This window comes from Sorangium aterium, assembly GCF_028368935.1.
GTDB lineage: Bacteria > Myxococcota_A > Polyangia > Polyangiales > Polyangiaceae > Sorangium > Sorangium atrum.
Genome location: NZ_JAQNDK010000005.1, coordinates 150,867 through 174,752 on the forward strand (window position 1 = coordinate 150,867; position 23,886 = coordinate 174,752).

Below are 23,886 nucleotides of genomic sequence, written 5' to 3' on the forward strand. Positions count from 1 at the left end.
GTTCATGGCTACCCCGGCAGCGGCGTGACTTCGCGGCGGAAGCACAGCATGAGCAAGACGTGACTTTCCGAAAGGGAGCATGGCTGGGGATCGACGTCGGCTCATCACGGAGCAAGGTCGGGAGCCTGTGCCTCATCGCATCCGACGGCGCAGGAACCGTCACGGTAACGTTCGAGCGCGGCCAGGTTCGTGAGGCACCTGGGGATGCAAGATGGCCGGCGAACAACGCGGCTGGCTTCCTGGATCTCGCTCGCAGCACCTGGCTCACTCCAGTGGTCGAGCTGGGCGTGGGTAACATTCTCGAGCGCTCAGCGCTGGTGCGGCAATGGTCGGCCCGCCTGTGCGACAAAACTGGTGTGTACGGGGCGGCAGTGGATGCGCCCTGCGGCTTCGCGAGGCCAGGCGAGCAGCAACGAGACACCGAGTCGGCGGCAGTGAGCTCGTTCAAGACCCCTGCCCGCACGGAGTTCCTGGCCAAGATGCGCCGCTTCGCGACCGCCGAGAGCGAAACGCCACTTCAGCAGCGATATTTCTGGAAGCTGGTAGGACTCGTCGTACTCCGCGACCTACTTGCGCGGGCAGGCGTATTGCTCTTTGAGGCTGACCGTCGTCGCCTGTGAGGCACATGGCGCGGCCGTGCTCATCGGCACCGATTCCCTGCGGCTCCGAGCCGAGGGCGCCATCCTCGCCCCCCGTGCCGGCCTCCCCTGCGAGTAGATTTCACATGACCCTGGCGACTGAAGAGGCGGAGCTCGTGTTGGTCTGGAAGCTCCCCGAGGAGTTCCTTCCCAAGGCATGATCGGCGAACAACAAGGATCCAGCGCGAGCATCTCGAGCGCTGTAATCGTCCCTGAGCCGGGGTCAGACACGGTGCCGCTGCGCCGAGAGGTTGCCGAATCTCCGGGCCTCTGTGGCCTCAGCCGTCCGCTCCCGACGCGCGGGGAAACTTCGCCAAGTGTCAGTGCTACTTCAAGAATTCGGCGGAGGAGAAGGGATTCGAACCCCTGGTTGAGTTGCCCCAACGGCGGTTTTCAAAACCGCTGCCTTCGACCGCTCGGCCACTCCTCCAAACATCCAGAACGACTCGTTTTTCTGCCTCTTCTACCGCCCCCTGTCAACGCCGCCCTGAGACCCGCCTCCCCTACCCTGCTCCGGGCAGCGCCTGGGCTCTCCAGCCCCAACCCTGCCGCTTCCGCGCCCACCGGCATGTCCCCATCGCCCTTCGCCCCTACTTCATCCTCCCCGCCACCGTCCCGGCGCCCTGCCCCCCCACCCCGCCCTTCATCACCTCCGCCAGCCACTTCCCCGCGCCCGCGCACGTCCCCGCCGCGCTGACCTCCCCTCCCCCGCCTCCCCCGCGCCGCGCGTACGGCCCTGCCACGATCGCCACGTCGCTCCCTCGCGCCGTCCACGCGATCGGCCCGAGCGCCGGCCGCCGTCTGCACGCCTTCCCGAAGCGCCGCTCGATCACCTTCCCCGCCTCTGCCGCATCGCCCGCGCTGTCGAACCGCAGCCGCCACGCGAGCGCGAACTCTTTCCGCGACGGGTCCTCCGGATCATCCCGCCGCACCACCGCGAACCGATCCCCTCCCCACCCCGCCGCCGCGCCGATCGCCGCGTCGCGGTGGGCATACGCCGCGAACGCGATGCGCAGCGCCTGCTCGCCCATCACATCGTCGAAGACGACGCGGAACCCCGGGCCGAGCGCCGCGGCCGTCGGCACCGCCACCGCGACGGCGGGCTCCCGCGCGGCGAGCTTCTCGGGGTGGAGCAGCTGCTCGGTGGTCTCCGGCAGCGCGCGCCAGACCGCATCCACCGAAGCCCAGCCGCCGTCCCGGCGCAGCGCCTGCACGAACGCGAAGCCGTCCGTGTACGGGGCGCCCAGCGACTCCTGCAGCACGAGCGGCGTGTCGCCCACGGACGACAGCGCCGTCGACATCGCCACGAGCTTCCGGAGCATCGACTCGTCGACCTGGAACGCCGAGCCGACCAGCACATCGAACATCGCGCTCATCGCCTCGCCCTCGACGAGCGCGTGTGTGGCCGCCAGACGATCGCTGTCGCCGAGCTTGAAATCGAGGAGCTTCCCCAGCGAGAAGCTCTGGTCCTGGAGCGCGTGGACGAGCTCGTGCGCCAGCGTCTCCTCGGCCTCGGCCTCGCTGAGATCGTCGACGAGGTACATCGTCGCGTCCTCCGGCTCGTAGAAGCCGGCGATGCGGCCCTCGAGCAGGCGGTACATCCCGGCGGTGAAGTCGTAATCGGCCGGGATGAGCTCGAGCGCCGCGAGCACCTCGCGCTGGTGATCGAGCACGCCCTCGGGGATCTCTCGCTCCACGTGCGCGCGGACCCGCTCCAGGATCTGCCCGCGGGCGAGCACGCGGCTCCGCACATCGCGGCGCACTGGCAGGCCGCGCGCCTTCGCCACGCGCGCGAGCACGCGCGCGATCTCGCCGTCGCTCAGGCGAGCCGCGTCCTCGTCGAGCTCGCCCTCGTCGACCGGACTTGCTCCCCCAACCGGCCCAGGCGCGGCTGATGCCGCAGGAAGCGCCGCAGCCGAGGCCTGCGCTCGCGGCGGCGCCGCAGGCGCGGCGGCCGGCGCGCACCCGCCAAGCACAGCCGCCCCGACCACCCCGACCAGCCCACCCCCCCCGACCGGCCCCGCCGCCGCAAGCCCCGCCACCGCCACGAGCGCCGCGCCGCGCCCGCGGCCGCGGCCGCGCTTCGACGTTGCGCATGCCGCGCGCGCCGCGCCCATCTCACAGCCCTCCTTGCCCGCCGCGGCAGTGTCCTCGACGCGCCGGGTCACGACGGCTCCCCGCCGGGCGCGCGGAGCGTGCGGATCGCCTCGGCATAACGCGCCACGCGCGCGTCGAACGGCAGATCCTCGTCCCGCGCCACCGCGCCGAACACCGCCGAGCCCGCGACGAGCGCCCGTGCCCCGGCGGCGATGACCTGCCCGGCGGTCGACGGGGCGACGCCGCCGTCGACCTCGAGCGCGATGTCCAGGCCTGCCTGGTCGATCGTCCGGCGCAGGCTCCGCAGCTTCGTGAGCGCCTCCGGGATGAACCGCTGGCCGCCGAACCCGGGGTTGACGCTCATCACCAGCACCAGACCGATATCCGCCATCACGTGCCGGATCGACTCCTCCGGCGTGTGGGGGTTCAGCACGACGCCCGGGCTCGCGCCTGCGTCCCTGATCTGCTGGAGCGTCCGGTGCAGGTGAGGCGACGCCTCGACGTGGACCGAGATGCGATTGGCGCCGGCGGCCGCGAATTCCGCGACGTAGCGCTCGGGCTCGACGATCATCAGGTGGACATCGAGGGGAAGACGCGTCGCGGCGCGGACCGCGCGAACCACGAGCGGCCCGATCGTGATGTTTGGCACAAACCGGCCATCCATCACGTCGACGTGGATCCAGTCGGCGCCGGCGGCCTCAGCGGCCCGTACTTCCTCGGCGAGACGACCGAAGTCAGCCGACAGGATCGACGGAGCGACGATGATTTTCTCGTGACGCACAGGGTAGCGCTAGCAGGCGTGACGCGCGGCGGCTAGCCGAGCATCCCACGAGCGCGCTTACGGGGAGGCCGGCGCGGCTGCTAGGCTGCGCAGGGTCTTCGCGACGCGTTCGTGTCGTGTGCGCGGACGCGGCAGATCGAGGGCAGGGGATCCGAACCGTTCGAGTGAGGTGATGCATGGAGACACGGCCGCTGACGAAGCCCGACTACGACCGGATCGTGGGCGAGATCGATCGGTGGTGGGCAGGCCCGACCAGCGCGCTCGCGCACCCGATCTTCTTCTACGAGCTCGGCAGGCTCGCGCGCGTGGTCGAGGATCGCGGGCTGCTCGTCGGCTTCCTGCTCGGGTTCAGGTGCCCGGACGCGGCGGTCGGGTACGTGCACCTCGTCGGCATTCACCCGGACTATCGCCGCCGCGGCGTCGGCAGGATGCTCTACGCGGCGTTCGAGGAGGACTGCCGCCGCGAGGGCTGCCGGCAGCTCAAGGCGATCACGACGCTGGGCAACGAGGGCTCCGTGCGCTTCCACGCCGCGGTCGGCTGGTCGGCGGCCGAGGTCGAGGACTACGCCGGGCCTGGGCGTCCGCGGATCGTGTTCACCAAGGACCTCTAGTGCGGCCTCTGGTGCAGATCGCGCGGAGCACGCTCGTGTTGCGGCGTACGCTCTCGACGGGGTACATCTCCTCGGAACCGCGAGGTGGAGCGATGCGAGAAGGCGGGCATGTTCGCGACGTGGTGGTAGGCGTTGTCGGGTCAGCCGACAGGACGGTCGCCGCGGGCGCCCTCGGTGCATCCAGGTGAGCCATCCCCCTGCGCTGATCACGCAGCTGCGCGAGATCGGGCTGTTCGGAGGCCTGGGCGACCACGTCCTCCAGGGCCTCGCCGACACGCTGGAGCTGCTCGATCTGGAGCCGGGCGCCGTCGCCTTTCGCGAGGGCGACAGCGGCCGCGAGATGTTCGTGCTGCTCTCGGGCGAGATGGAAGTGCTCAAGCGGTCGAAGCGCGACGTCGAGGCGCGCGTCGCGATCCTCGGGCCGAACGACTGGTTCGGCGAGATGTCGATCCTCGACGTGATGCCCCGCTCGGCGACCGTCCGGGCGATCGCACCGTCGCGCTTGCTGCGTGTCACCGCGCACGATCTCGACACGCTCTACCGGCGCGATCTCAAATCGTACACGCTGCTGGTGCTGAACATCGCGCGCGAGATGTCGCGCCGCCTTCGCGTGGCGGACAGCCTGCTCGCCGAGCTGGTAGCGAACATGCTCGACGAGTACGCGCGGCCACGGCGACCGGCGATCTGAGCCGGCGCCGCCGCGTCAGCCGACGTCGAGCGCTCTGCCGGCGGGCGCCGGGCCCATCCGTCGCCTCATCCGCCGTCTGGACCGATCGCTCCACCGCCGCCGGCTTCGCCACCCGCGCCCCCGGCGTCGCCCCCCGCGCCGCCTGCACCACCGCTGCCGGCTTCGCCACCGGCGCCGGCTTCGCCGCCTGCGTCGCCCGCACCACCGTCGTTGGTTTTGCCACCCGCGCCGCCCGCACCACCGCTGCCGGCTGGGCTGGTCGGTTCGCCCCCTGTGCTGGTTGAGCCGGTGCTAGCACCGGACCCGGTGCTGCTACCGGCCCCGGTCGGACCGCCCGCGTCTGGCAGCAAGCCACCGCCGCCCGTGCCTTGCTCTTGTCCTGGATCACCGGCGGCGACGCCCCCTCCTGCGCCGGTCGCGCCGAGGTCGTCGCAATCGCACCCGATGCCCCCCTCGGCGGGAGGCTCAGGTTGTGGATTGAAGACACAGCCCGCGAGGACGACCCCGAACACAAGGACGACAAGCTGGCGCATAAGCTCCCTCCTCATAGCACCCTGCGCATCTCCCCGCCCGCTTGCGCGGCGCTCTCGTCCGCGGGAACGCTGCTGCGTCGAGCGCGATCCGTCGGCTGCTTCTCGCTCGCTTCTACCGCCGGGCCGACGCCGCCGTCACACCCGGGCCGCGTGCTCGTTCAGCCGCATTCCACTGCTCCAGCGCCTCCAGCGCCCCCGACACCGCAGGGCTCGCCGCCCGCGCCACCCTGACCGCCCGCGCCACCCTGACCACCCGCGCCGCCCTGACCGCCCGCGCCGCCCTCGCCCCCTCCGGCACCGCCCTGAGCGCCCGCGCCGCCCGCTGCGCCCCCATCGCCACCGCCCGCGGCCTCGCCGCTGCCAGTGCTGGTCCCTGCCGCTGCGTTGCCGGCGCCCGTGCCACCCGAACCCGAGCTGCCGACCGCCGCGCCGGTCGTCGATGACGCCGTGGTGGAGGGATCCTGAAACGGCGGTTCAGGCTGCGGGTTGAACGAGCATCCAACCGCGAGGAGCAGGGCGAGGAACAGCAGGCTTCGCATGGCGGGTGCACCGAGTATGGCAATCAACATGCCACGTGAAAATAGCCGAAAAGCGCCTCGATCGCTTCGCTGTCGACGCGGTGCTCAGGCACACTCTGGCACGCCGCTCGGGCGGAGGGATCCGACACTTCCCTCCGCGCCGCGACCTGCGCGGACCCGTCCGCTGCAGGGCGTCCCCCTGGTGTCCACGGCGGCAGCTCGCGGTATCGTGCGGCGTGATGTCGGAAGACCTGGGGAACGTCGCGTCGCGGCTCGAAGAGGTGCGGCGCCGGATCGCGAGCGCCGTCGCGCGGGCAGGGCGCGGGCCAGAGGAGGTCCGGCTCATCGCCGTATCCAAGGGGAAGCCCGCCGAGGCCATCCGCGCCGCCTACGCCGCCGGGCAGCGCGATTTCGGCGAGAACTACGCGCAGGAGCTCGTCGAAAAGGCCGAGGCGCTCGCCGATCTCGACGGGCTCGTGTGGCACGCCATCGGCCAGCTCCAGAGGAACAAGGCGAAGCTCGTCGCGCGCGCGGCGCACGTCGTGCAGTCGGTCGACCGGGAGGAGCTCGCCGTGGAGCTCGATCGGCGCGCAGCCGCGCTCAATCGCACCCTGGACGTCCTGCTCGAGGTGAACGTCGGCGGCGAAGCCTCGAAGGGCGGCTGCGCCCCCGGCGATTTCGCGCCGCTCCTCGGTGCGATCGCCCGGTGCGCCCACCTCCGGCCGATCGGCCTCATGACCATCGCGCCGTTCCTCGAGGACCCGAACGACGTCCGGCCGTTCTTCGCGCAGCTGCGCGCCCTGCGCGACGCGCACGGCGGCCGGGCCGCGCTGCCCGAGCTCTCGATGGGCATGTCTCACGATTTCGAGGCAGCCATCGCGGAAGGCGCGACGTGGGTCCGCGTCGGCACCGCCATCTTCGGAGCCCGCGGATGACGGCGAGGTCCGCCGCGTCGCGCCTCGGCTCGGCCATCCCTGCCGGCGCCGCCGCGCGCGGCGCCACGTTGGCCACGTGCGCGCTGCTCGCGCTCGGGTGCGGGCCGGGCGCGATGCCCGCGTCGGTGCGCCACCCGCTCGTCGGCAGCGCCGCGCCGGAGTTCCACGCAGAGTCCACGGCGGCGGTCACCGTTGGCGTCCCCGGCACGCGGAGGACGCGGGTCACCGTGATCGACTTCTGGGCGTCCTGGTGCCCGTCGTGCAGCCGGACCATGCCCGCGCTCGACCGGCTCTGGCGCGAGCGCAAGGCGGACGGGGTGGCCGTGATCGGCGTGAACGTCGACGACTCGGAGGCCGCCGCGGAGGCCGCCGCCTACGAGCTCGGCGCGACGTTTCCCATCGTCGCGGATCTCGATCAGCGGCTCACCGGGACCTACGGCGTCGCGCAGGTCCCCCTCACGTTCGTGGTCGACGGCGCGGGCACCGTGCGCTGGGTCGGCCACGATCCGGCGAGCGCGCGCCGCGCCGTCGAGGTCCTCCTCTCGGAGCGCCCCGCGGGGGCGCGGTCGGTCTTCGAATGAGCGCGCCCCGGGGCGGCGGCGGCGGCGCGCGACGGCGGCCCGCGGGCGACGAGCCGACGCTCTTCGACGCCGCCCGGCAGCGGGAGCCCGAGCTCAGGGGCACGGTGCCCCTCGCCGAGCGCATGCGCCCGCGCTCGCTCGAGGACATGATCGGCCAGGGCCACCTCCTCGGCGAGGGCAAGCTGCTCGCGCGCGCGATCGCGGCCGACCGGATCCCCTCCATGATCCTGTGGGGCCCTCCGGGCGCCGGAAAGACCACGCTGGCGCGCGTCGTCGCGCACACGACGAACGCCCGCTTCGTCCCCTTCAACGCCGTGCTGGGCGGCGTGCCGGAGCTCCGCGAGATCCTCGCCCAGGCGCGCACCGCGCGGTCTTACGAGGGCAAGCGGACGATCCTGTTCGTCGACGAGATCCACCGCTTCAACAAGGCCCAGCAGGACGCCTTCCTCCCGCACGTCGAGGACGGGACGATCACGCTCATCGGGGCGACCACCGAGAACCCCTCGTTCGCGGTCAACGCGCCGCTCCTCTCCCGTTGCAAGGTCTTCCGGCTCCAGGGCCTCGGCGCTTCGGAGCTCGTCGAGCTCCTGCGCCGCGCCCTCGAGTCGCCCGCCGGGCTCGCCGGCGCGATCGCCGCCGACGACGACGCGCTCTCGGCGATCGCGGCGCTCGCGCAGGGCGACGCGCGCAGGGCGCTCACCACGCTGGAGATCGCCGCGGACGAGGCGGCGCGCGCGGGCGCCCCCACGATCACGCGCGAGCTCATCGCCGGCGCGGGCGAGCACAAGACGCTGCTCTACGACAAGGCCGGCGAGGAGCACTACAACGTCATCAGCGCCTTCATCAAGTCGATGCGCGGCTCCGATCCCGACGCCGCCATCTACTGGCTGATGCGCATGATCGAGGCCGGCGACGACCCGCTCTTCCTGCTGCGCCGGATGATGATCTTCGCCTCCGAGGACATCGGCAACGCCGACCCGCGCGCGCTGGAGATCGCCGTCGCTGCCGACGCCGCGTTCCGGCGCATGGGGATGCCGGAGGGGCTCTACCCGCTCACGCAGGCGGCGCTCTACCTCGCCACGGCCCCCAAATCGAACGCCTGCAAGACCGCCTGGCAGTCGGCGCAGGCCGCCGTGCGCGAGCACGGCGCGCTCCCGGTCCCGCTCACGCTGCGCAACGCCGTCACGCGGCTGATGCGCGACGAGGGCTACGGCGAAGGCTACCGCTACGCGCACGACGAGCCGGGCGGCGTCGCGCAGGGCGAGGCCTACCTCCCCGAGCCGCTCGCGGGCAGCCGGTTCTACGAGCCGACCGACCGCGGCTACGAGCGGACCATCGGCGAGCGCCTCCGCCGGATCCGCGGCGAGGGGGAGGGCGAGGGCGGCTGAGGCGCGGCGCCGGCCCAGCCGTCAGGGCGTCACGCGTCGTCGTCGTCGCCGCCGCCCGCGCCGGCGAGCGCCTGCTGGAGCTCGCTCAGCGCGTGCTGATCTCCCTTGCTGCGCGCGACCCCGATGCCGTCGGCCAGCCACGCGCGTCCCTCGTCGAGGCGGCCCGCCTTCACCAGCGTCGTCCCGCACATGAGGTACATCGGCACGTACGTCGGCTCTATCGCCCGGAGCGCGACGAACGTGGCGAGCGCGTCGTCGTGGCGGCCTTGCCCCGCGTACTCCAGCGCGAGCGCGTACCAGTGGAATGGATCCTTCGACCCGTCCCGGGTCATCTTCTCGAGCATCAGCAGCCGCTTGCTCACGTCGCCTCCACAACGCCGATGAACGGCAGGTTCCGATAGCGCTCGGCCCAGTCGAGCCCGTAGCCGACCACGAATTTGTCCTCGATCGTGAAGCCCAGGTAGTCGATCGGCACCTCGACCCGCGCGCGCGCCGGCTTGTGCAGGAGCGCGCAGACCTTGACGCTGTTCGGCATCCTCGTGCGGAAGAGCTGGAGCAAGTGCGAGATCGTGAGGCCCGTATCCACGATGTCCTCGATGAGGAGGATGTCCTCACCCTCGATCGGGCGGGTGAGGTCCTGCGTGATCTGCACGACGCCGGTCGAGGCCGTGCCCTCGCCGTAGCTGCGCACGCCGAGGAACTCGATGCGCACCGGCAGGTCGATGTGGCGCGCGATGTCGGCGGTGAACACGAAGCTCCCCTTGAGCACCGAGACGAGCACGAGCCGGCGCTCCGCGTAGTCCCGGGTGATCTGCGCGCCGAGGTCGCGCACGCGAGCGCCGATCTGTTCGGCGGACAGGAGCGTCCGGACATTCGCCATGCCGCCCGCTAACATCGCGGCGCCCGCGCCACCAGCGCCGAGGCGGGCCCGCCGTCGCCGCGCGCCGCGATCCCATGCCGTGCAGAAGATGTCGCGCGGTCGCTCTGCTGCTGCCCGGGTCGAAACTGGGTTAGTCTCTGCGCCTTCCGCGATGCCGCTCCCCTCTCTGCCCGACGCGCCCCCGCACCTCACCTCGCGCACGCCCCTGGCCGTCCGCTTCTGCGAGACGGATCTCATGGGCATCGTCCACCACGCGAACTACGTCATCTACCTGGAGGCTGGCCGCATCGACTGGCTGAAGCGCCGCGGCCTCTCCTACGAGGAGATGGTGCGGCGCGACCTTCACCTCGCCGTCGCGGAGCTGCGGATCAAGTACCGCCAGGCCGCGCGGTTCGGCGACGAGCTCGTGATCGAGACGACCTGCCGCGAGGTCCAGCGGGTCACCGCGCGCTTCAGCTACCGGATCCTCCGGGGCGAGGACGTGATCTGCGACGGCGACATCCTCCTCGCGTGCCTGGGCTCGAACCTGACGCTGACGCGGATCCCGGACGACATCGTCCAGCTCCTGGCGAGCCACGAGACGGCGGCCGATCGCTAGGGCAGGGGACGCCGACCTCGCTTCAGCCGCCGTCCGCCGCCCCGCTTCAGCCGCCGTCCGCCGCCTCGGCCCCGCTGCGCACGATGCGCGCCGGCATCTCGACCGTCTGCGGCGGCTCGATGCGCTCACCGAGGAACGTGCGCCACTGGACGACGTAGCGCCCGCGCAGGGGCCCGATCACGTAGCGCTCGCTCGTCGGAGGAACGGCGACCGCGGGGATGCCGTCGACGAGCAGGTAGAGCAGCGCGTCGGTCTGGTTGACCGCGACGAACCCTTCGCCGGGCGCGCCCGGGTCGACGCTCGCGGGCAGCTGGAGCGGCTCTTCTCGGATGGCCGCGAGCTCGTCGCGCGTCAGGAAGACGCCGCCCTGCGCCGACGGGAGCCCGGCGGCGGCGTACGCGGCGCTCGGGGGCGGCATGAGCATGTCGGTCGAGATCAGGTCCGTTCGCCGGGCGATCGACGTGACCTCGAACGCGACGCCGCCGCCGCCTTGCCAGGCATAACTCGCGTAGAGCGGCACCTCGCCGGCCACGCACTCGGGCGACTTCGGATCCACGCCGAGGATCTCCAGCAGCGCCCGGCAGAGCAGCGGCCCCCCGTCGCCGGCCTCGGGGACCCTGCCGAGCTCGATGTACAGCGCGCCGAGGCTCCCGTGCACCTCGACCTTGCGGACGTCGAGATCGAGCCGCTTGCCGTCGCCGACCGGGCGCGCCGAGCCCGTCGACAGCGGCGTCACGTCGACGCGCCGCTCGCCGAGGAGCGTGCGGAGCGCCCCCGGCGGCACGACCCGGTACTGGGTCAGGGACGGCCAGAGCAGCACCTCGCCGTACACGTCATGGCGCGCGCGGAGCTCGGAGCCCGCGGGCAGCGGGAGCGCCCGCGACGTGAACTGGACCCGCATCCGGCCCGTCTCCGCGAGCTCGACCTTCCACGTCAGCTCGGTGAGCTTCTGCGCCGCGTGGATCCCGGAGGACGCCACCTCGGGCGCCTTGGGAGGCTGCGGCACGTCGCGGAAGCGAAAGGCCGCCTCGAGCGTGACGCCGGGGAGCTCGCGCGGCGAGAGCGCGTCGTCCGGCAGGGGGGTGGCGGGCGAGAGCGGCAGCGGCGACTGCGGGCTCGCCTCGGACATGATGAGCCGGCCGTAGTCGTCGGCGATGATCTTCGCCGTCGCCTCGGCGACGGAGGCGTCGAGCAGGTCCGGCGTCTCGTTCGCGAGCGGCGCGGGGAGGATCTTCGCGTTCGGGCTCGCGCCGGCCTCCACGGGATCGACGGGCGCGTGGCGCGACGGCTCGCACCCGGCGGCGGCGAGCAGCAGGAAGGCCGCGGCGACGCGCGCGGCGATCACGGCTCCCGCTCGAACGTGTGGATCACCTGCACGCGCGCGTCGAGCGGCGGCGGGTCGGGCGCGCACTGCGTGTCCAGGAAGACCGCGGTGCAGCGGGGATGGCAGCCCAGGAGCAGGTTGCAGTTGGCCGCCTCGTTGTCGAACACCGCGATGACCTGCCCGAGCCGCGAGAGCTGCGGCGCGACGCTCCGCTTGAACTCGGTGTCGGGCATCTCGAACCTCGGCTTCACCACGAGCTCCGTGCCGATGATCCCGATGGGGAAGCCGAGATCGCGCAGGCTCGCGAACGAGCCGAGCGCCATGTTCGGCAGGTCGCGGCCGGTGAGGTACACGAGGGTCGCCCCCGCCGCGTGGCAGTCGCGCGCGTACTGGCTCGCGCCGGGCACCTCGACGTCGTGCCGGATGTGCGGATCGTTGAAGAAGCGGGCCCGCCAGAAATCGAACGCGTGCAGGTGGAGCGCCTCGTCGTCGATGCCGAGCCGCCGCAGGTTGTCCTGGAACCCGTACACGATGCCGTCGGGCGACGCGCGCTCGAGCAGGCCGGCGGCGTGCGGGTGCTTGCGGCGCCACTCCTCCGCCAGCTCGTGGAGGATCGCGACCACCCGCGGCCGGTTGTCCATGAGGGTGCCGTCCAGATCGAAGACGATCACGGGAGGCCCCTCCGACCGATCGGCCGCGCGCTCGACGATGGATCTCAGGAGCCGCGTCCGCTCGAGAGGGACGAGGCGCTTCTCGTGAAACAGCGTGCTCAAGGTCGTCGCGCCGCGGAAACGCGCGTCCTCCGCGCGGATCCTCAGGGCGGAACCCTAGCGCGAACTCGCCCTCCCCAGAAGCGGCGGCGCCCACCCCCTCGCCAGGCCCTGCGACCCTGCGTAAGTGTGCAGAAATATCCTACATTGTTGGCCTATTCATTCCGCTCTTCGTAGGATTTTCCAAACCGGGACCCTCGAGGCTCCGAAGGAAGGCCCATGCAGAACCGCATCAAGACCGCTCTGGCCCTGGCGATGGCGACGACCGCCGTGGTGGGCTGCTCGAAGACCCCTCGCGACCGTCTGCAGGGGCGCTGGTATGGCGATGCCATCGAGAACGCCCCTGCGGATCAGCTCACCAAGGCGACCGGATGGGTGAAGGGAACGGCGCTCGAGTTCAACGGCAGCAAGGTGACGGTGACCGTGCCCGCGGAGACGCCGCGCAGCGGCACCTTCAAGGTGACGAAGGCGGACGGCGATCAGGTGACCGTCGCGTTCCTCCGCCCCGAGGGCGGGCTCGACGAGGCGGCGTTCCGCTTCACCGCGGATCAGACGCTGCTCTGGGAGATCGGCGACGGCCGCAGCATCGTGCTGACGAAGGCGAAGAACTGAGCGCGGCCGGCGCCGCGGGCGCCCGGCCGGCTATCGCCGCACCCGCTCCCTCCGCACCCGCGTGAGCCACCGCGCCTCGCCGCGAGCGCCGTCCCGCGCGAGCAGCACCACGACATCCTCCGATAGCGGCCCGGTGAGGCGCCGCCGCGCTTCCTCGATGGAGCGCACGTCGACGCCGTTCACGGACAGGAGCCGATCGCCGGGCTCGATGCCGGCTTCCTCGGCCTCGCTCCCCGGGGGCACCGACACCACGGTCACGGTCCTCCGCTCCTCGCCGAGCGTCACCGCCAGGCTCCCTGCGCCCTTCGGGTCTTGCCGCGCAGCGTCTCCCGGCAGCGCGATCCTCACGCGCTCGGTCGTCCTGCCGGCCCGGACCTGCACCGGCTGCGACTCGGCGCGCCCGAGATCCGCGCTGTACGCCTCGATCACCGCCGTGCCCTCGGGCAGCCCGCCGAGCTGGAACCGCCCGTCGCGGTCGGTGGTCACGACGCCCGGCGGCAGCGGGCCGAGCGGCAGGTACGTCGGCACGCGGTCGCGCGCCACGCGGGCCCCCGCCACCGCGTCGCCGCGCTGATCGACGACCTGCCCGGCGACCTCTCCCGCCTCGGACAGGTCGATGCGCCCGAGGTCCGTCGGGCGATCGGGATCGCCGGCGATCGTGACCCGAAGCGTCGCCGGCGCGTACCCGTCGCGGCTCACCGTCACGCGGAACTGGCCCGGCGCGAGGTCGGCGAGGGTGAACGCGCCCTCCGCGTCGCTCGTGGCGCGGCGCGGCCCGGTCGTCGAGAACAGCGTGACCCGCGCGCCCTCGAGCCGCTCCCGCCCGCCGCGCCCGGTCACCGTGCCGGTGGCCTTGAGGGCGGCGCCCATCTCGAGCCGCAGCTCCTTCGGCGCGGCGTCGACCTGCTCGACGCGCGGGGACTTGCCGGAGCGCACAAGGCTTACCCGGAGCGGCAAGCCGGCGGCGTCGGGCAGCAGCGCGTCGCCGTCGTCGTCCGTGAACAGCGTCTTGCGGAGCGGAACGGCCACGTCGAGCGAGAGCACGCGCACCTCCACGCGATCGAGCGGGTAGCCGCGATCGTCGGCGACGTGGATGGCCACCGCCTCGCGCACCTTCGGGAGGACGACCTCGATCTCCTTGCGGTCGCGCTCCGGGACCTCGACGACGAGCCGCGCCACGACGTCGCCCGGCGACTCGGCCCGGGAGACGGAGACGAGCACCTCGTCGGGGACCGCGGCGAAGGCGAACGTGCCGTCGTCCGCGGAGTACGTCACCCGCTCGAGCGAGCCGGCGGTCGCGGCCAGCTCCACGCGCGCGCCGGCGACCGGCTTGCGGTCCTCCTCGAGGACGCGGCCCTCGAGCAGGCCGCCCTGGCGCATCACCACGCGCACGTGGGCCTCGCCGCCCGGCTGCAGGGTCACGATCTCGCTGGGCGTCTCGACGTACTCCGGGTGCCGGACGATCGCGTGGACGCGCCCGGGGGTGACGGGCTCGGCCCGGAACGTGCCGTCGGCGCGCGTGACCCAAGGCTCGCCCGACCGCACCGAGGCGGTCGGCAGGACCGCATCGCCATGCGGCAGGTCCGGGATGGGGCCCGGCATGACCCCGAGCTCGCCCGCGGGGACCAGCGGCGCCGGGCCGGGCAGGGCGCGCTCGAACTGCTCTTCCCTGAACTCGGACATCGCGGTGGTCTCGTCGATGGGCATCCCCTCGGCGTCGGCGCCCACGACCTCGATCGTCGCGCCCGGGACCGGGTAGCCGCGGTCGTCGACGACCTCGCCCACGAGCGCGCCGCCGCGGAGCAGGGGGATGCGCACCTCGGTGGCGCCTGCGTCGACCTGCACGGCGTTCCTCGGCACGAAGCCGGCCGCCAGGGCCGAGGCGCTCGCGTATCCCGGCGCGATGGGCCCGAGCGTCACGGACCCGTCGTCGCCCGTGCGGCCGTGCAGCGGGAACGCCGACAGGCCCTGCTCGACGAGCACGACGTTCGCGCCCTTCACGGCCGGCGCGTCTTCGCCGTCGCCGTCGGTCACGAGGAGCCGCACGTGGCGGCCGGGCCCGAGGACGAGCTTCACCTCCTTGCCCTCGCCGCGCCTCACGGGCACGGCCAGCGCTGTCGCGCTGACGGCGGCGCCGCGCCGGGCCTTGAGGTCGTACACCCCGTCGCGGAGCCCGGCGATCCTCGCGGCGCCCGTCGCGTCGGTCGTCGTGCTGCGCGCTGGCCAGAGGCCGGTGCCGGCGGCGAGCACGGTCGCGCCTTCTGCCGGCTGCCCCTCCGCGTCCACAACGCGGACCGTGAGGGCGCCGAGCCGCTCCATGCGGAGCCTCAGCGGCGCCGGCCCGGGCACGATGCCCGTCCGCACGGTGTCCTCGAAGCCGAGCGCCGACGCGCGGACGACGTAGGGCGCCGCCCCGAGCCGATCGAACCGCGCGCGGCCGCCCTCGGCGGTCGTCGCCACGAAGGGGAGGGGATCGGCGGTCGCCACCGTCACCTCGGCGCCGTCGATCGGGCGCTCGGCCTCGTCGACGACCAGCACGTCCAGCACCTTCGCGGGCCGCAGCACGAGGTCGACGGCACGGGGGCCTGGCTCGAGCGCGACGCGGGTCGAGGCGCGGGCCCGCTCCGCGCCGTACGCCATGATCCAGGCCTCCCCGGACGGCAGCCCGGCGAAGCGAGCCTCGCCCGAGGGATCGGTCTTCTGCTCGCCGGCGAAATAGGCGCGGTCCTCGCGCATCGCGAAGACGCGCACGGTGGCGTCCTTCAGCGGGCGCCCCTGCTCGTCGCGCACGGTGGCGGTGAGCTCTGCCGCGCGCCCTTCCACCCACGCGGGCACCGGCGGCGCCGGGATCGGCGCCCGCGGCAGGAACCGCGGCCCCAGATCGCGCAGCGTGGTCGCGGCGAAGAAGCAGACCAGCGCGGCGAGCGCGGCCAGGACGGTATCGAGTCGCGACCGGCGATCGGCCCGGTCGGCTTCCGCTGCGGGTTGCTTGTCCTGCTCGGCCACGGCCTGGATTTCTACTCTGGATCCGTGAAAACGCCGAACGTCCAGGCGCCGTTCCCGCCGCCGTCGCCCGATCGCGCGGCGCCGCGCAGGCGTCCCGGGATCAGGCCTGGCGGCCGCGGTGCAGCTCGATCGCGGCCTGGATCTCCTCCTCGGACAGGATGTGGTCGGTGGCCTTGGCCTTCGCCAGGATGGCGTCGACGAGCTCCTTCGAGGGCTCGATCTTCCGCTGCCGGAGCCAGTAGTTCACGTTGGAGGCCCCGGACATGTAGCCCACGCAGATCTCCTGCTTTCGCCCGAACATGCCGGCGGGGACGCCGGAGTAGATCCGGTCGGCCATCCAGGCGTCGCCCTTCGACTCGGCCTTGATGATGGCCGCCGCGTGCACGCCGGTCGCCGTGCGGAAGGCGTCCCGTCCGACCAGGGGATAATTGATGGGCACCTCCCAGCCGACCGCCTGCGCGGCCGTCGTGCAGTACTCGAGGAGGTGGGTGAGGTCCTGGTGCTCGAGGAGGCCGAGGAGCTTCATGTTGAGCAGGATGAGCTCCATCGCGGCGTTGCCGACCCGCTCGCCGATCCCGAGGGCGGTGCCGTGCACCCGGTCCGCGCCGAACTGGAGCGCCCAGATCGCGTTCTCGAGCGCGAGGCCGCGATCGTTGTGGCCGTGCCAGTCGATGCCGACCGACGCCCCGGCCCCCGCGACGATGGCCCGCGTGAAGTTGATGAGGTTGCGAACCCCGTCCGGCGTCGCGTGCCCGACGGTATCGCACAGGCATAGCCGGGACGCGCCGTGATCGATGGCGACCTTGAAGAGCGTCGCCAGCACCTCGGGGCGCGAGCGCGTCGTGTCTTCCGTGACGTAGGCGACGGGGAGCCCGGCCTTCACGCCCGCGTCGATCGCCGCGGCGCTCCGCTGCGCGATGAGGTCGACGTCCCACGCCTCCGCGAGCTGGCGGATCGGGCTCGATCCGATGAAGGCGTAGATCTCCACAGGGATCCCTGCGCGCTGGGAGATCTCGATCATGGGCGTGATGTCCGAGACGACCGTGCGGCCTGCGCAGGCGACGCGGAGCGGCAGGTTGTTATCGGCCACCTCCCTGCACATCCGGAGCACGTCCTCGAACGCCCGTTGCGAGCTGCCGGGCAGGCCGACATCGGCGATCTGGATGCCGATCTTGGCCATCAGGTGGAGCAGCTTGAGCTTGCGCTCGATGTTCGGGTCGGCGACCGATGGGTTCTGCAGGCCGTCGCGCAGGGTCTCGTCGAAGAAGCCGATGTTCTCCGGAATGACCCGCCCGACGCGCCCCACCTCGTTCCAGTCGTAGATCAGCTCGGTCGGGCGGGTACCGGAGGCAGCGATCGCCATGCACTATTATAGTGCGCCGCGCTCGACGCCGGGCCTGAAACGAAGCTCTTCCGGGGCTCTCGACATGACGCACGGCGCAGGTGAAGACGCAAACGTTTTCGACCACGCACCACGCACCACCCACCACGCATCGCTGCGGTGCGCTGGCCCTGCGCGCCTGGCAAGCCTAAGCTTGCGACCACGACGATGTGGCAATCCCTACCTGAGTTCGGGACCGGCGTCCTTTACGCCATTCTGGTGACCGCGGCGTACACCTTCGCCGTCGGGCTCGCGTCGGCGCGCGGGCGGCCGCGGCTGCTCCAGGCGGCGCGGCTCGGCGCGTACGGCACGATCGCGCTGGTCGGCCTCGCGGTTCTCGTGCTGGCGTACGCCTTCGTCAGCCACGATTTCCGCATCGCCTACGTCGCGCAGTACAGCGACAGGTCCATGAGCACGCCGTACCTCATCGCGGCGCTCTGGGGCGGGCAGGACGGCTCGCTGCTCTGGTGGATGTTCCTGACCGCGCTCTTCTCGGGGACCTGCGTCATCTGGCTGCAGCGCCGGTATCTGGAGCTCCAGCCCTACGTCATCGCGACGCTGATGAGCGTCCTCATCTTCTTCTCCGCGCTGATGATCTTCGCGGTGAACCCGTTCCGGACGAGCGTGGCGGGCGCCCCGCTCGACGGCAACGGGCTGAACTACCAGCTGCGCAACTTCTACATGATCATCCACCCGCCGAGCCTCTACATCGGCTTCACGAGCGCGGCGGTCCCGTTCGCGTTCGCGATCGCCGCGCTCGCCACCGGCCGGCTCGACAGCGAGTGGATCGTGGCGACGCGCAAGTGGATGCTCTTCTCCTGGCTGTTCCTCTCCATCGGCAACGTGCTCGGGATGCTGTGGGCCTACGAGGAGCTCGGCTGGGGCGGCCCGTGGGCCTGGGATCCGGTCGAGAACGCCGCGTTCCTCCCGTGGCTCACCGCGAGCGCTTACGTCCACTCGACGATGATCCAGGAGCGCCGCGGCATGCTGAAGGTGTGGAACGTCTCGCTCATCTGCGGGACGTTCTTCCTCACCATCTTCGGCACCTGGCTCACGCGGTCCGGCCTCATCGCGAGCGTCCACTCGTTCGCCCAGTCCGGCATCGGCATCTGGTTCGTCGGCTTCATGGCCGTGATCGTGGCCACGTGCACCGCGCTGATCGTCTACCGCCTGCCGCGGCTGCGCAGCGACGGGCAGTTCGAGTCGATGCTGTCGCGCGAGGCCGCGTTCCTCTTCAACAACTGGGGCCTCTTCAGCATCATGATCTTCATCGCGGTCGCGACGGTGTGGCCGCGCATCAGCGAGTGGCTGCTCGACCAGAAGTCGACGCTCGGGCCGACGTTCTACAACATGTGGCTGCCCCCGGTCGCGCTCGTGGTCTTCCTGCTCATGGGCGTCGCGCCGCTGCTCGGGTGGCGGAAGACGTCGCCGGAGCTCTTCCGGAAGAGCTTCCGCTGGCCGGTGCTGGTCACGGTCGTCACGACGGCGCTCCACCTCGTATTCGGGAAGCGGGTGGGCTTCGCCCCGTTCGTCGCCGTGGACCCGATCTACCCCGGCCAGCTCGGCGACGCGCTCGCGAAGCTCGCGTCGACCTACCCGTTCTTCACGGTGGCCATCGCTGCGTTCAACGTCGCCGTGGTCGTGCAGGAGTTCGCCCGCGGCATCGCGGCGCGGCAGAAGCGCGGGAAAGAACCGCTGTTCGCCTCCTTCTACAACCTGATCGCCAGGTCGAGGCGCCGCTACGGCGGCTACATCGTGCACGTCGGCATCGCGGTGATGTTCCTCGGGTTCGCCGGCCGCGCGTGGGGCGTCGACAAGGAGATCAGCCTCCACCCGGGCGAGTCCGTGCAGCTCGAGGAGTACCGCCTCACCTACGCCGGCCCGCGCATGGAGGTCGACAGCGAGAAGCGGATGGTCTTCGCCGACCTCGACGTCGAGCGCCACGGCGCGCCGGTCGGCCGGATCAGCCCGGCGAAGTTCATCTACAAGGCGTCCCCGGAGGCGCCGTCGACCGAGGTCGCGCGGCACATCACCGTCAAGAACGACCTCTACGTGATCATCGGGATGGCGAACCCCCAGACGAAGGTCGCTTCGTTCCAGATCCACGTGAACAACCTGATCTCGTTCATGTGGTTCGGGGCGGGCATCCTCATCCTGGGGGCGCTCGTCGCGATGTGGCCCGACATCGCGCTCGAGGAGGCCGGCGCGTTCGGCTATGTGCGGGCGGCGGGCTCCGTCACCGCCTCCGTCGTGTTCGCCTTCCTGCTCGCGGGCGGCCCGTCGCAGGCCTACGGGCACACCGTCCAGGAGGGGCTCGGGCGGCCGGTCTTGCTCGCGCCGGGCGCGGCGGACGGCGACGTCCGCGCCCCAGGCTCCGACGCGTCGGTCGATCCCGGGCGGGCGCCCGCGATCGGTGCCATGCTCCCGACCGCTGTCGACTCGAGGCAGCCGGCGTTCGAATGAGCCGCACCCGAAGACTCATCCAAGGCATCACCCTCCTCGTCGCGGGCGCCCTCGCCCTCGTCGTCCTGCTTCGCTCGCCGGAGTTCGCCCACGGGCAGCAGCTCGGGGAGCGGATGGAGCGCACGGGCGTCGTCGGCATCGCGAACGACATCGAGCGCAAGCTCTTCTGGAGCCTGATCTGCACGTGCGGCTGCCCGCGCGAGACCCTCGGGACGTGCACGTGCGGCACCGCGCACGAGCGCCGCGACCAGCTCCGCGCGGCGCTCGCGTCGGGGCTGTCGATCGAGGCCATTCAGACCGCCTACGCCGAGCGCTACGGGGCGGAGGCGCTGGCCGTGCCGCCCAACAAGGGGAGCCAGCGGCTGCTCTACCTCCTCCCGCTCGGCGCCATCGTGGTCGGCGCGGGCATCGTCATCGCGACGCTGCGCCGATGGAAGCGGCGGAGCGACGAGGCGGGCGCCGCTGGCCAGCAGCCACCCGCGAAGGGCGTTGTCCCCGGCGCCCGTGACGATTACGACGACAAGCTCGACGAGGAGCTCAAGAGCCTGGACCGCGAAGACCGCGAATGAGCGCCGAACAGCCCGCCAAAAGCGCCGCCCCGGCCACGGCCGACGAGACCGTGACCAGGGGTACCGACTCGCCGCTGGAGCGGCAGATCATTCACTACGCCCGCTTCGGGGCGCCGCTCGTGGCGCTCGTCGGCGCCGGCGTCGCGGGGCTCGTCGGTGGGCCGCCCGCGGCGATCCTCGTGCTCGCGGGCGGCGCGCTCGTCGCCGTCATCGCCATCTTCTGGGCGAGCCTCCGCGTGCTGATCGGGGAGACGCCGCTGAGCGGGGCCGACGCGTACGCGATCGGCGCGCCGCGCGCGGAGGAGGAGCAGAAGCAGGCCGTCCTGCGCGCGCTCAAGGACCTCGAGTTCGAGCGGAGCGTCGGGAAGATCAGCGATGAGGATTACGCCGAGCTCGTCGCGAAGTACCGCGCCGAGGCGAAGCGGCTCCTCCGCCTGCTGGACGCCGACGCGCAGCCGCGGCGCGAGCAGGTCGCGGCGCTCGTGGCGAAGCACCTCCGGCGCGCCGGGTTCCAGGACGACGGCGCGCCCAGGGAGCCGGACGAGGACGCCGGCGCGAGCGATCCGGAAGGCGCCGCCGCGGAGGCCAGGCCGGCGAAGCGGAGGCGCGCCAAGGCCCGACCGCTGGAGAAGCCGGAGGGCGATCGGGAGCCGGCGGCGGACGGCGAGCGTGACAAGGCCGCGGCGACGGTGGAGCGCGCGGCGACGCAGGTGGCGTGCGGGGCGTGCGGCACGCTGAACGACGAAGACGCTGTGTTTTGCAAGAAGTGCGGGACGAAGCGCGCGGCGGACGCGCCTCAGGACGACCCGGCTGCGACGGACGACGCCGCCGCCAGCGCCGATGAGAACGACCGCAGGAGGGCTTCGTGATGCGCTGGACCGGGTGTACGGCGCTGGCCGCGATCGCCTCGCTGAGCCTGACCGCCGCGCAGGCGGTGCAGGCGAAGCCGGCTGCGTCGGCGCAGCCCGCGGCGGACAAGGCCGCTCCGGCGCAGCCCGCAGCTGGGAAGGCTGCTCCAGGGCAGCCGGCAGCCGGGAAGGCCGCGCCGGCGCAGCCCGCAGCGGCGAAGCAGGGGGAGAAGCCGGCGGCGCCCTCGGGCGGAGCCGCGCCTGCCGGCAGCGGCGCTCCTGCTGCGACCTCGACGGCCGCGGCGGCGGACGCGGGCGCGCCCGATGCAGCGGGCGCCCTTCCGCCGGGGCATCCCGAGGTGGGGCAGGGGCTGCCTTCGGGCCATCCGCCGGTGGGGAAGCCTCCCGCGGCAGACGCGGCCTCCCGGCGCGCCTCGGAGCAGCTGACGGGCCTGTTCGATGCGCCCGACGACACCGTCCAGGAAGACACAGGCCTTCCGCCCGGCGTCCTCGTGCTCACCGTACAGGACGCGGACGGGAACCCCGTTCCTCGCATCTCCGTCGATATCGACATCCTGCAGAGCTCGGTGTCGAGGGGCGACTCGCGCGAGCGCATGAGCCGAGAGACGGACGACGCGGGCACCCTCCGGCTCGAGAACCTCGCGATCGCCGGCGGCACGAGCTACGGCATCTCGATCACGCGCGACGGCGCGACGTTCTCGATCCCGCATTTCGGCCTCAGCGCCGAGGCCGGAAAGCGGGCCGTGCTCCACATCTACGACGCCACGCCGAACGTGAGCGGCCTGATGGTCGGGACGCAGGGCATCGTCTACCTCCAGCTCCGGCAAGACTCGATCGCGGTGGAGCAGCTGTTCCAGGTCTACAACCTCGGCCGCGTCGCCTGGCTGCCTGACGAGACGTTCGCGCTCCCGCGCGACTACAAGGCCTTCAACAAGAGCGAAGGCATGGGCGAGGAGATGCGCTTCGACGAGGTCAAGGGCACCGGCGTGGCGCTGCGCGGCACCGTGAGCCCCGGCCGGCATGAAGGGCAGTTCCGCTGGCAGGTCCCGCTCCATGACGAGGAGCGGCAGACGATCCGCATCGAGCTGCCGCCGCGCATCGCCCAGATGCGGGTGATGGCCGAGGCGTCCAAGTCGATGACGCTGAACGTCGCCGGCTTCCCCGCGGCCCAGCGCACCCAGAACAGGGACGGGAAGAAGATCCTGATCACCGAGATGCAGGGCACCCGCACGGACGGCGGGATGAAGGTCATCGAGATCACGCTCGGCGGTCTGCCGACGCCGGGGGTGGGCCGGTGGATCGCGCTGCTGCTGGCCGGCGCGACCGTGATCGGCGGGACCGCGTTCAACCTGGTCCGGCGGCGCGACCAGGACCGCGGGCCCGACGACGAGGAGCGGCGGGAGCTGCTCGAGGCGCGGAACGCGCTGCTCGACGAGTTCGTCGAGCTCGAGCGCGCGCGGAAGCGGGGCGACGTCGGTCCGAAGACGTACGATCGCGTCCGTGCCGCGCTCCTCGACGCGCTCGCGCGCATCGTGGCCATGATCGAGGCCAGGCCGGCGCGCGGGAAGGCCGCTGGCGCGCGCGAGCCGGCCGGCGCGCTCAAGGCCGACGCCGCCGGATCGCCGCGCTCCTGAGGGGTGCGGGCAGCACCGGACGCCGGGCGGATGCCGGGGTGGAAGGCTGGTCTCGCCGCGGGCGCGGCCCTCCTGATCGGCGCCGTCGTCGCGCTCGCCTTCCGTCGCGCGGAGCCGCCGGCGCGCTGCGCGCCGGGGATGGTCGCGCTCGGCCCGAGGTGCTGCGGCGAGGGCCAGCGCCTCGATGATGCCGGCCGCTGCGCAGGCGCGCCGAGGCGCTGCAGCGCCGACCTCACGGTGACCGCCGCTGGCTGCGTCGCGCCGAACGCAACCGTCCGCATCGCCGCGGGGACGCTGCGCCTCGGGCCAAGCGACTGGGAGGCGCAGGGCATCGTCGACCCGCGCGCGGTGTTCGTCCCGGCGTTCTCGCTCGACGCGTTCGAGATCACCGAGCAGCGCTACGCGGCTTGCGTCGAGGCCGGCGCGTGCGCCCCGCTCCCGCTGCGCGGCGAGCCCGGGGTCCCCGTCACGGGCGTCACCCTGGCCGAGTCGGCTCGGTACTGCGCGTTCGCGGGCGGGGCGCTCCCTTCGCGTGATCAGCTCGCCTTCGCCGCGGCGGGCGACTCGGGCCGGCGGTACCCGTGGGGAGACACCGGCGCGGTCTGCCGGCGCGCCGCCTTTGGCCTGCGAGCGGGCCCCTGCGGCTGGGGCGCGACGGGCCCCGAGCTCGCCGGCTCGCGCCCCGACGGCGCCGCCGTGCATCCGGGGGGGCGGGTGTTCGATCTGGCCGGCAATGTTGCCGAGTGGGCGACCCCCGATGCGCTCGAGGGCGAGTTCTCGGAAACTCACGGCGGATCATGGACGGATGGGGCCGCGGCCGCGCTTCGCACCTGGAATCGTCGGCTTGTCCCGGTATCCACCCGAGCCCCGGATCTTGGCTTCCGGTGTGTCTATCCACCGTAGCGCTCGCAAGCGCGCCCCGCTCGGCGGCGGGCTGGGTGGGGAGGGGGGACAAACCCACGTAGGGGGACAAACCCACCTCGCTTTCCGACCGCAAAACAATCCGGAAA

At 72.4% G+C, this 23,886-nt stretch carries 23 protein-coding genes and 1 tRNA gene; 13 read left to right on the forward strand and 11 right to left on the reverse strand.

The window, feature by feature from the left end:
- Window positions 1-59 precede the first annotated feature (59 nt).
- A complete protein-coding gene (locus POL72_RS38810) occupies window positions 60-620 on the forward strand; it encodes a hypothetical protein (RefSeq protein ID WP_272101900.1) in 561 nt (186 codons plus the stop codon).
- 361 nt (window positions 621-981) lie between these two features.
- Here POL72_RS38810 and POL72_RS38815 read toward each other — a convergent pair.
- From POL72_RS38815 to rpe, 3 genes are all read right to left on the reverse strand, one after another.
- Window positions 982-1,068: transfer RNA gene (locus POL72_RS38815), tRNA-Ser, on the reverse strand.
- Window positions 1,069-1,228: 160 nt separating this feature from the next.
- Window positions 1,229-2,806, reverse strand: a complete 1,578-nt coding sequence (locus POL72_RS38820) for a hypothetical protein (RefSeq protein WP_272101901.1) — start codon at window positions 2,804-2,806, stop codon at window positions 1,229-1,231.
- Window positions 2,803-3,516, reverse strand: a complete 714-nt coding sequence (rpe, locus tag POL72_RS38825; RefSeq protein ID WP_272101902.1) for a ribulose-phosphate 3-epimerase — start codon at window positions 3,514-3,516, stop codon at window positions 2,803-2,805. The genes POL72_RS38820 and rpe overlap by 4 nt, the downstream gene beginning before the upstream one ends.
- Before the next feature lie 176 nt (window positions 3,517-3,692).
- On the opposite strand from rpe, the gene POL72_RS38830 reads away from it, so the two are divergent.
- Both POL72_RS38830 and POL72_RS38835 read left to right on the forward strand, forming a co-directional pair.
- Window positions 3,693-4,127 carry a GNAT family N-acetyltransferase gene (locus POL72_RS38830; RefSeq protein WP_012240797.1) on the forward strand — a complete coding sequence of 145 codons (435 nt, stop codon included), beginning with the start codon at window positions 3,693-3,695 and terminating at the stop codon, window positions 4,125-4,127.
- A gap of 184 nt (window positions 4,128-4,311) precedes the next feature.
- Window positions 4,312-4,815, forward strand: coding sequence for a cyclic nucleotide-binding domain-containing protein (locus tag POL72_RS38835; RefSeq protein ID WP_272101903.1), 504 nt, complete (start codon window positions 4,312-4,314; stop codon window positions 4,813-4,815).
- A gap of 65 nt (window positions 4,816-4,880) precedes the next feature.
- Here the strand turns inward: POL72_RS38835 and POL72_RS38840 are convergent, their stop codons facing one another.
- Both POL72_RS38840 and POL72_RS38845 read right to left on the reverse strand, forming a co-directional pair.
- The gene (locus POL72_RS38840; protein ID WP_272101904.1) at window positions 4,881-5,348 is read right to left on the reverse strand and encodes a hypothetical protein; all 468 of its coding nucleotides are present in this window, start codon (window positions 5,346-5,348) and stop codon (window positions 4,881-4,883) included.
- 158 nt (window positions 5,349-5,506) lie between these two features.
- Window positions 5,507-5,887: a hypothetical protein gene (locus POL72_RS38845; RefSeq protein ID WP_272101905.1), complete on the reverse strand. Its 381-nt coding sequence runs from the start codon at window positions 5,885-5,887 to the stop codon at window positions 5,507-5,509.
- A 218-nt stretch (window positions 5,888-6,105) separates the two neighbouring features.
- Between POL72_RS38845 and POL72_RS38850 the strand changes: the two genes are divergently transcribed.
- Genes POL72_RS38850 through POL72_RS38860 form a run of 3 tightly spaced genes read left to right on the forward strand, consistent with a single transcriptional unit; the run spans window position 6,106 to window position 8,770 of the window.
- Window positions 6,106-6,801: a YggS family pyridoxal phosphate-dependent enzyme gene (locus POL72_RS38850; RefSeq protein ID WP_272101906.1), complete on the forward strand. Its 696-nt coding sequence runs from the start codon at window positions 6,106-6,108 to the stop codon at window positions 6,799-6,801.
- Window positions 6,798-7,382 (forward strand): redoxin domain-containing protein, encoded by a 585-nt coding sequence (locus POL72_RS38855; RefSeq protein ID WP_272101907.1) that lies wholly within the window; start codon window positions 6,798-6,800, stop codon window positions 7,380-7,382. The genes POL72_RS38850 and POL72_RS38855 overlap by 4 nt, the downstream gene beginning before the upstream one ends.
- The gene (locus POL72_RS38860; protein WP_272101908.1) at window positions 7,379-8,770 is read left to right on the forward strand and encodes a replication-associated recombination protein A; all 1,392 of its coding nucleotides are present in this window, start codon (window positions 7,379-7,381) and stop codon (window positions 8,768-8,770) included. The genes POL72_RS38855 and POL72_RS38860 overlap by 4 nt, the downstream gene beginning before the upstream one ends.
- Before the next feature lie 29 nt (window positions 8,771-8,799).
- Here the strand turns inward: POL72_RS38860 and POL72_RS38865 are convergent, their stop codons facing one another.
- Window positions 8,800-9,132, reverse strand: a complete 333-nt coding sequence (locus tag POL72_RS38865; RefSeq protein ID WP_272101909.1) for a tetratricopeptide repeat protein — start codon at window positions 9,130-9,132, stop codon at window positions 8,800-8,802.
- On the reverse strand, window positions 9,129-9,650 hold the full coding sequence (gene hpt / locus POL72_RS38870) for a hypoxanthine phosphoribosyltransferase (RefSeq protein ID WP_157907284.1): 522 nt from the start codon (window positions 9,648-9,650) through the stop codon (window positions 9,129-9,131). The genes POL72_RS38865 and hpt overlap by 4 nt, the downstream gene beginning before the upstream one ends.
- A 151-nt stretch (window positions 9,651-9,801) precedes the next feature.
- Here hpt and POL72_RS38875 point away from each other — a divergent pair, with 151 nt between their 5' ends.
- Window positions 9,802-10,248 (forward strand): acyl-CoA thioesterase, encoded by a 447-nt coding sequence (locus POL72_RS38875; RefSeq protein ID WP_272101910.1) that lies wholly within the window; start codon window positions 9,802-9,804, stop codon window positions 10,246-10,248.
- Between the two features lie 46 nt (window positions 10,249-10,294).
- Here POL72_RS38875 and POL72_RS38880 read toward each other — a convergent pair whose 3' ends face one another.
- Both POL72_RS38880 and POL72_RS38885 read right to left on the reverse strand, forming a co-directional pair.
- Window positions 10,295-11,593: a hypothetical protein gene (locus POL72_RS38880; RefSeq protein ID WP_272101911.1), complete on the reverse strand. Its 1,299-nt coding sequence runs from the start codon at window positions 11,591-11,593 to the stop codon at window positions 10,295-10,297.
- Entirely contained in the window at window positions 11,590-12,345 is a 756-nt protein-coding gene (locus tag POL72_RS38885) for an HAD family hydrolase (protein ID WP_272101912.1), read from the reverse strand. The genes POL72_RS38880 and POL72_RS38885 overlap by 4 nt, the downstream gene beginning before the upstream one ends.
- A 216-nt stretch (window positions 12,346-12,561) precedes the next feature.
- Here POL72_RS38885 and POL72_RS38890 point away from each other — a divergent pair, with 216 nt between their 5' ends.
- The gene (locus POL72_RS38890; RefSeq protein ID WP_272101913.1) at window positions 12,562-12,954 is read left to right on the forward strand and encodes a hypothetical protein; all 393 of its coding nucleotides are present in this window, start codon (window positions 12,562-12,564) and stop codon (window positions 12,952-12,954) included.
- Window positions 12,955-12,984: 30 nt separating this feature from the next.
- On the opposite strand, the gene POL72_RS38895 is transcribed toward POL72_RS38890, so the two are convergent.
- Window positions 12,985-15,960, reverse strand: coding sequence for a carboxypeptidase regulatory-like domain-containing protein (locus tag POL72_RS38895; protein ID WP_272101914.1), 2,976 nt, complete (start codon window positions 15,958-15,960; stop codon window positions 12,985-12,987).
- Window positions 15,961-16,060: 100 nt separating this feature from the next.
- The gene (locus POL72_RS38900; RefSeq protein WP_272101915.1) at window positions 16,061-17,323 is read right to left on the reverse strand and encodes a LeuA family protein; all 1,263 of its coding nucleotides are present in this window, start codon (window positions 17,321-17,323) and stop codon (window positions 16,061-16,063) included.
- Window positions 17,324-17,509: 186 nt separating this feature from the next.
- Here POL72_RS38900 and POL72_RS38905 point away from each other — a divergent pair, with 186 nt between their 5' ends.
- The 5 genes from POL72_RS38905 to POL72_RS38925 are packed head-to-tail and all read left to right on the forward strand — an operon-like array spanning window position 17,510 to window position 23,779.
- Window positions 17,510-19,804: a heme lyase CcmF/NrfE family subunit gene (locus POL72_RS38905; protein WP_272101916.1), complete on the forward strand. Its 2,295-nt coding sequence runs from the start codon at window positions 17,510-17,512 to the stop codon at window positions 19,802-19,804.
- Window positions 19,801-20,373: a cytochrome c-type biogenesis protein gene (locus tag POL72_RS38910; RefSeq protein WP_272101917.1), complete on the forward strand. Its 573-nt coding sequence runs from the start codon at window positions 19,801-19,803 to the stop codon at window positions 20,371-20,373. Before POL72_RS38905 ends, POL72_RS38910 begins: the two co-directional genes overlap by 4 nt.
- Window positions 20,370-21,242 (forward strand): zinc ribbon domain-containing protein, encoded by an 873-nt coding sequence (locus tag POL72_RS38915; RefSeq protein WP_272101918.1) that lies wholly within the window; start codon window positions 20,370-20,372, stop codon window positions 21,240-21,242. The genes POL72_RS38910 and POL72_RS38915 overlap by 4 nt, the downstream gene beginning before the upstream one ends.
- Window positions 21,239-22,876 (forward strand): carboxypeptidase-like regulatory domain-containing protein, encoded by a 1,638-nt coding sequence (locus POL72_RS38920; RefSeq protein WP_272101919.1) that lies wholly within the window; start codon window positions 21,239-21,241, stop codon window positions 22,874-22,876. Before POL72_RS38915 ends, POL72_RS38920 begins: the two co-directional genes overlap by 4 nt.
- A 30-nt stretch (window positions 22,877-22,906) precedes the next feature.
- Window positions 22,907-23,779, forward strand: coding sequence for a formylglycine-generating enzyme family protein (locus POL72_RS38925; protein ID WP_272101920.1), 873 nt, complete (start codon window positions 22,907-22,909; stop codon window positions 23,777-23,779).
- Window positions 23,780-23,886: the final 107 nt, after the last annotated feature.

What these genes read in the sequence shown, in the direction of transcription:
- POL72_RS38830 (WP_012240797.1), top strand. Translation starts at nt 3,693, where the DNA reads ATGGAGACACGGCCGCTGACGAAGCCCGACTACGACCGGATCGTGGGC.
- POL72_RS38840 (WP_272101904.1), bottom strand. Translation starts at nt 5,348, where the DNA reads ATGCGCCAGCTTGTCGTCCTTGTGTTCGGGGTCGTCCTCGCGGGCTGT.
- POL72_RS38845 (WP_272101905.1), bottom strand. Translation starts at nt 5,887, where the DNA reads ATGCGAAGCCTGCTGTTCCTCGCCCTGCTCCTCGCGGTTGGATGCTCG.
- POL72_RS38850 (WP_272101906.1), top strand. Translation starts at nt 6,106, where the DNA reads ATGTCGGAAGACCTGGGGAACGTCGCGTCGCGGCTCGAAGAGGTGCGG.
- POL72_RS38855 (WP_272101907.1), top strand. Translation starts at nt 6,798, where the DNA reads ATGACGGCGAGGTCCGCCGCGTCGCGCCTCGGCTCGGCCATCCCTGCC.
- POL72_RS38860 (WP_272101908.1), top strand. Translation starts at nt 7,379, where the DNA reads ATGAGCGCGCCCCGGGGCGGCGGCGGCGGCGCGCGACGGCGGCCCGCG.
- hpt (WP_157907284.1), bottom strand. Translation starts at nt 9,650, where the DNA reads ATGGCGAATGTCCGGACGCTCCTGTCCGCCGAACAGATCGGCGCTCGC.
- POL72_RS38875 (WP_272101910.1), top strand. Translation starts at nt 9,802, where the DNA reads ATGCCGCTCCCCTCTCTGCCCGACGCGCCCCCGCACCTCACCTCGCGC.
- POL72_RS38890 (WP_272101913.1), top strand. Translation starts at nt 12,562, where the DNA reads ATGCAGAACCGCATCAAGACCGCTCTGGCCCTGGCGATGGCGACGACC.
- POL72_RS38900 (WP_272101915.1), bottom strand. Translation starts at nt 17,323, where the DNA reads ATGGCGATCGCTGCCTCCGGTACCCGCCCGACCGAGCTGATCTACGAC.
- POL72_RS38905 (WP_272101916.1), top strand. Translation starts at nt 17,510, where the DNA reads ATGTGGCAATCCCTACCTGAGTTCGGGACCGGCGTCCTTTACGCCATT.
- POL72_RS38910 (WP_272101917.1), top strand. Translation starts at nt 19,801, where the DNA reads ATGAGCCGCACCCGAAGACTCATCCAAGGCATCACCCTCCTCGTCGCG.
- POL72_RS38915 (WP_272101918.1), top strand. Translation starts at nt 20,370, where the DNA reads ATGAGCGCCGAACAGCCCGCCAAAAGCGCCGCCCCGGCCACGGCCGAC.
- POL72_RS38925 (WP_272101920.1), top strand. Translation starts at nt 22,907, where the DNA reads ATGCCGGGGTGGAAGGCTGGTCTCGCCGCGGGCGCGGCCCTCCTGATC.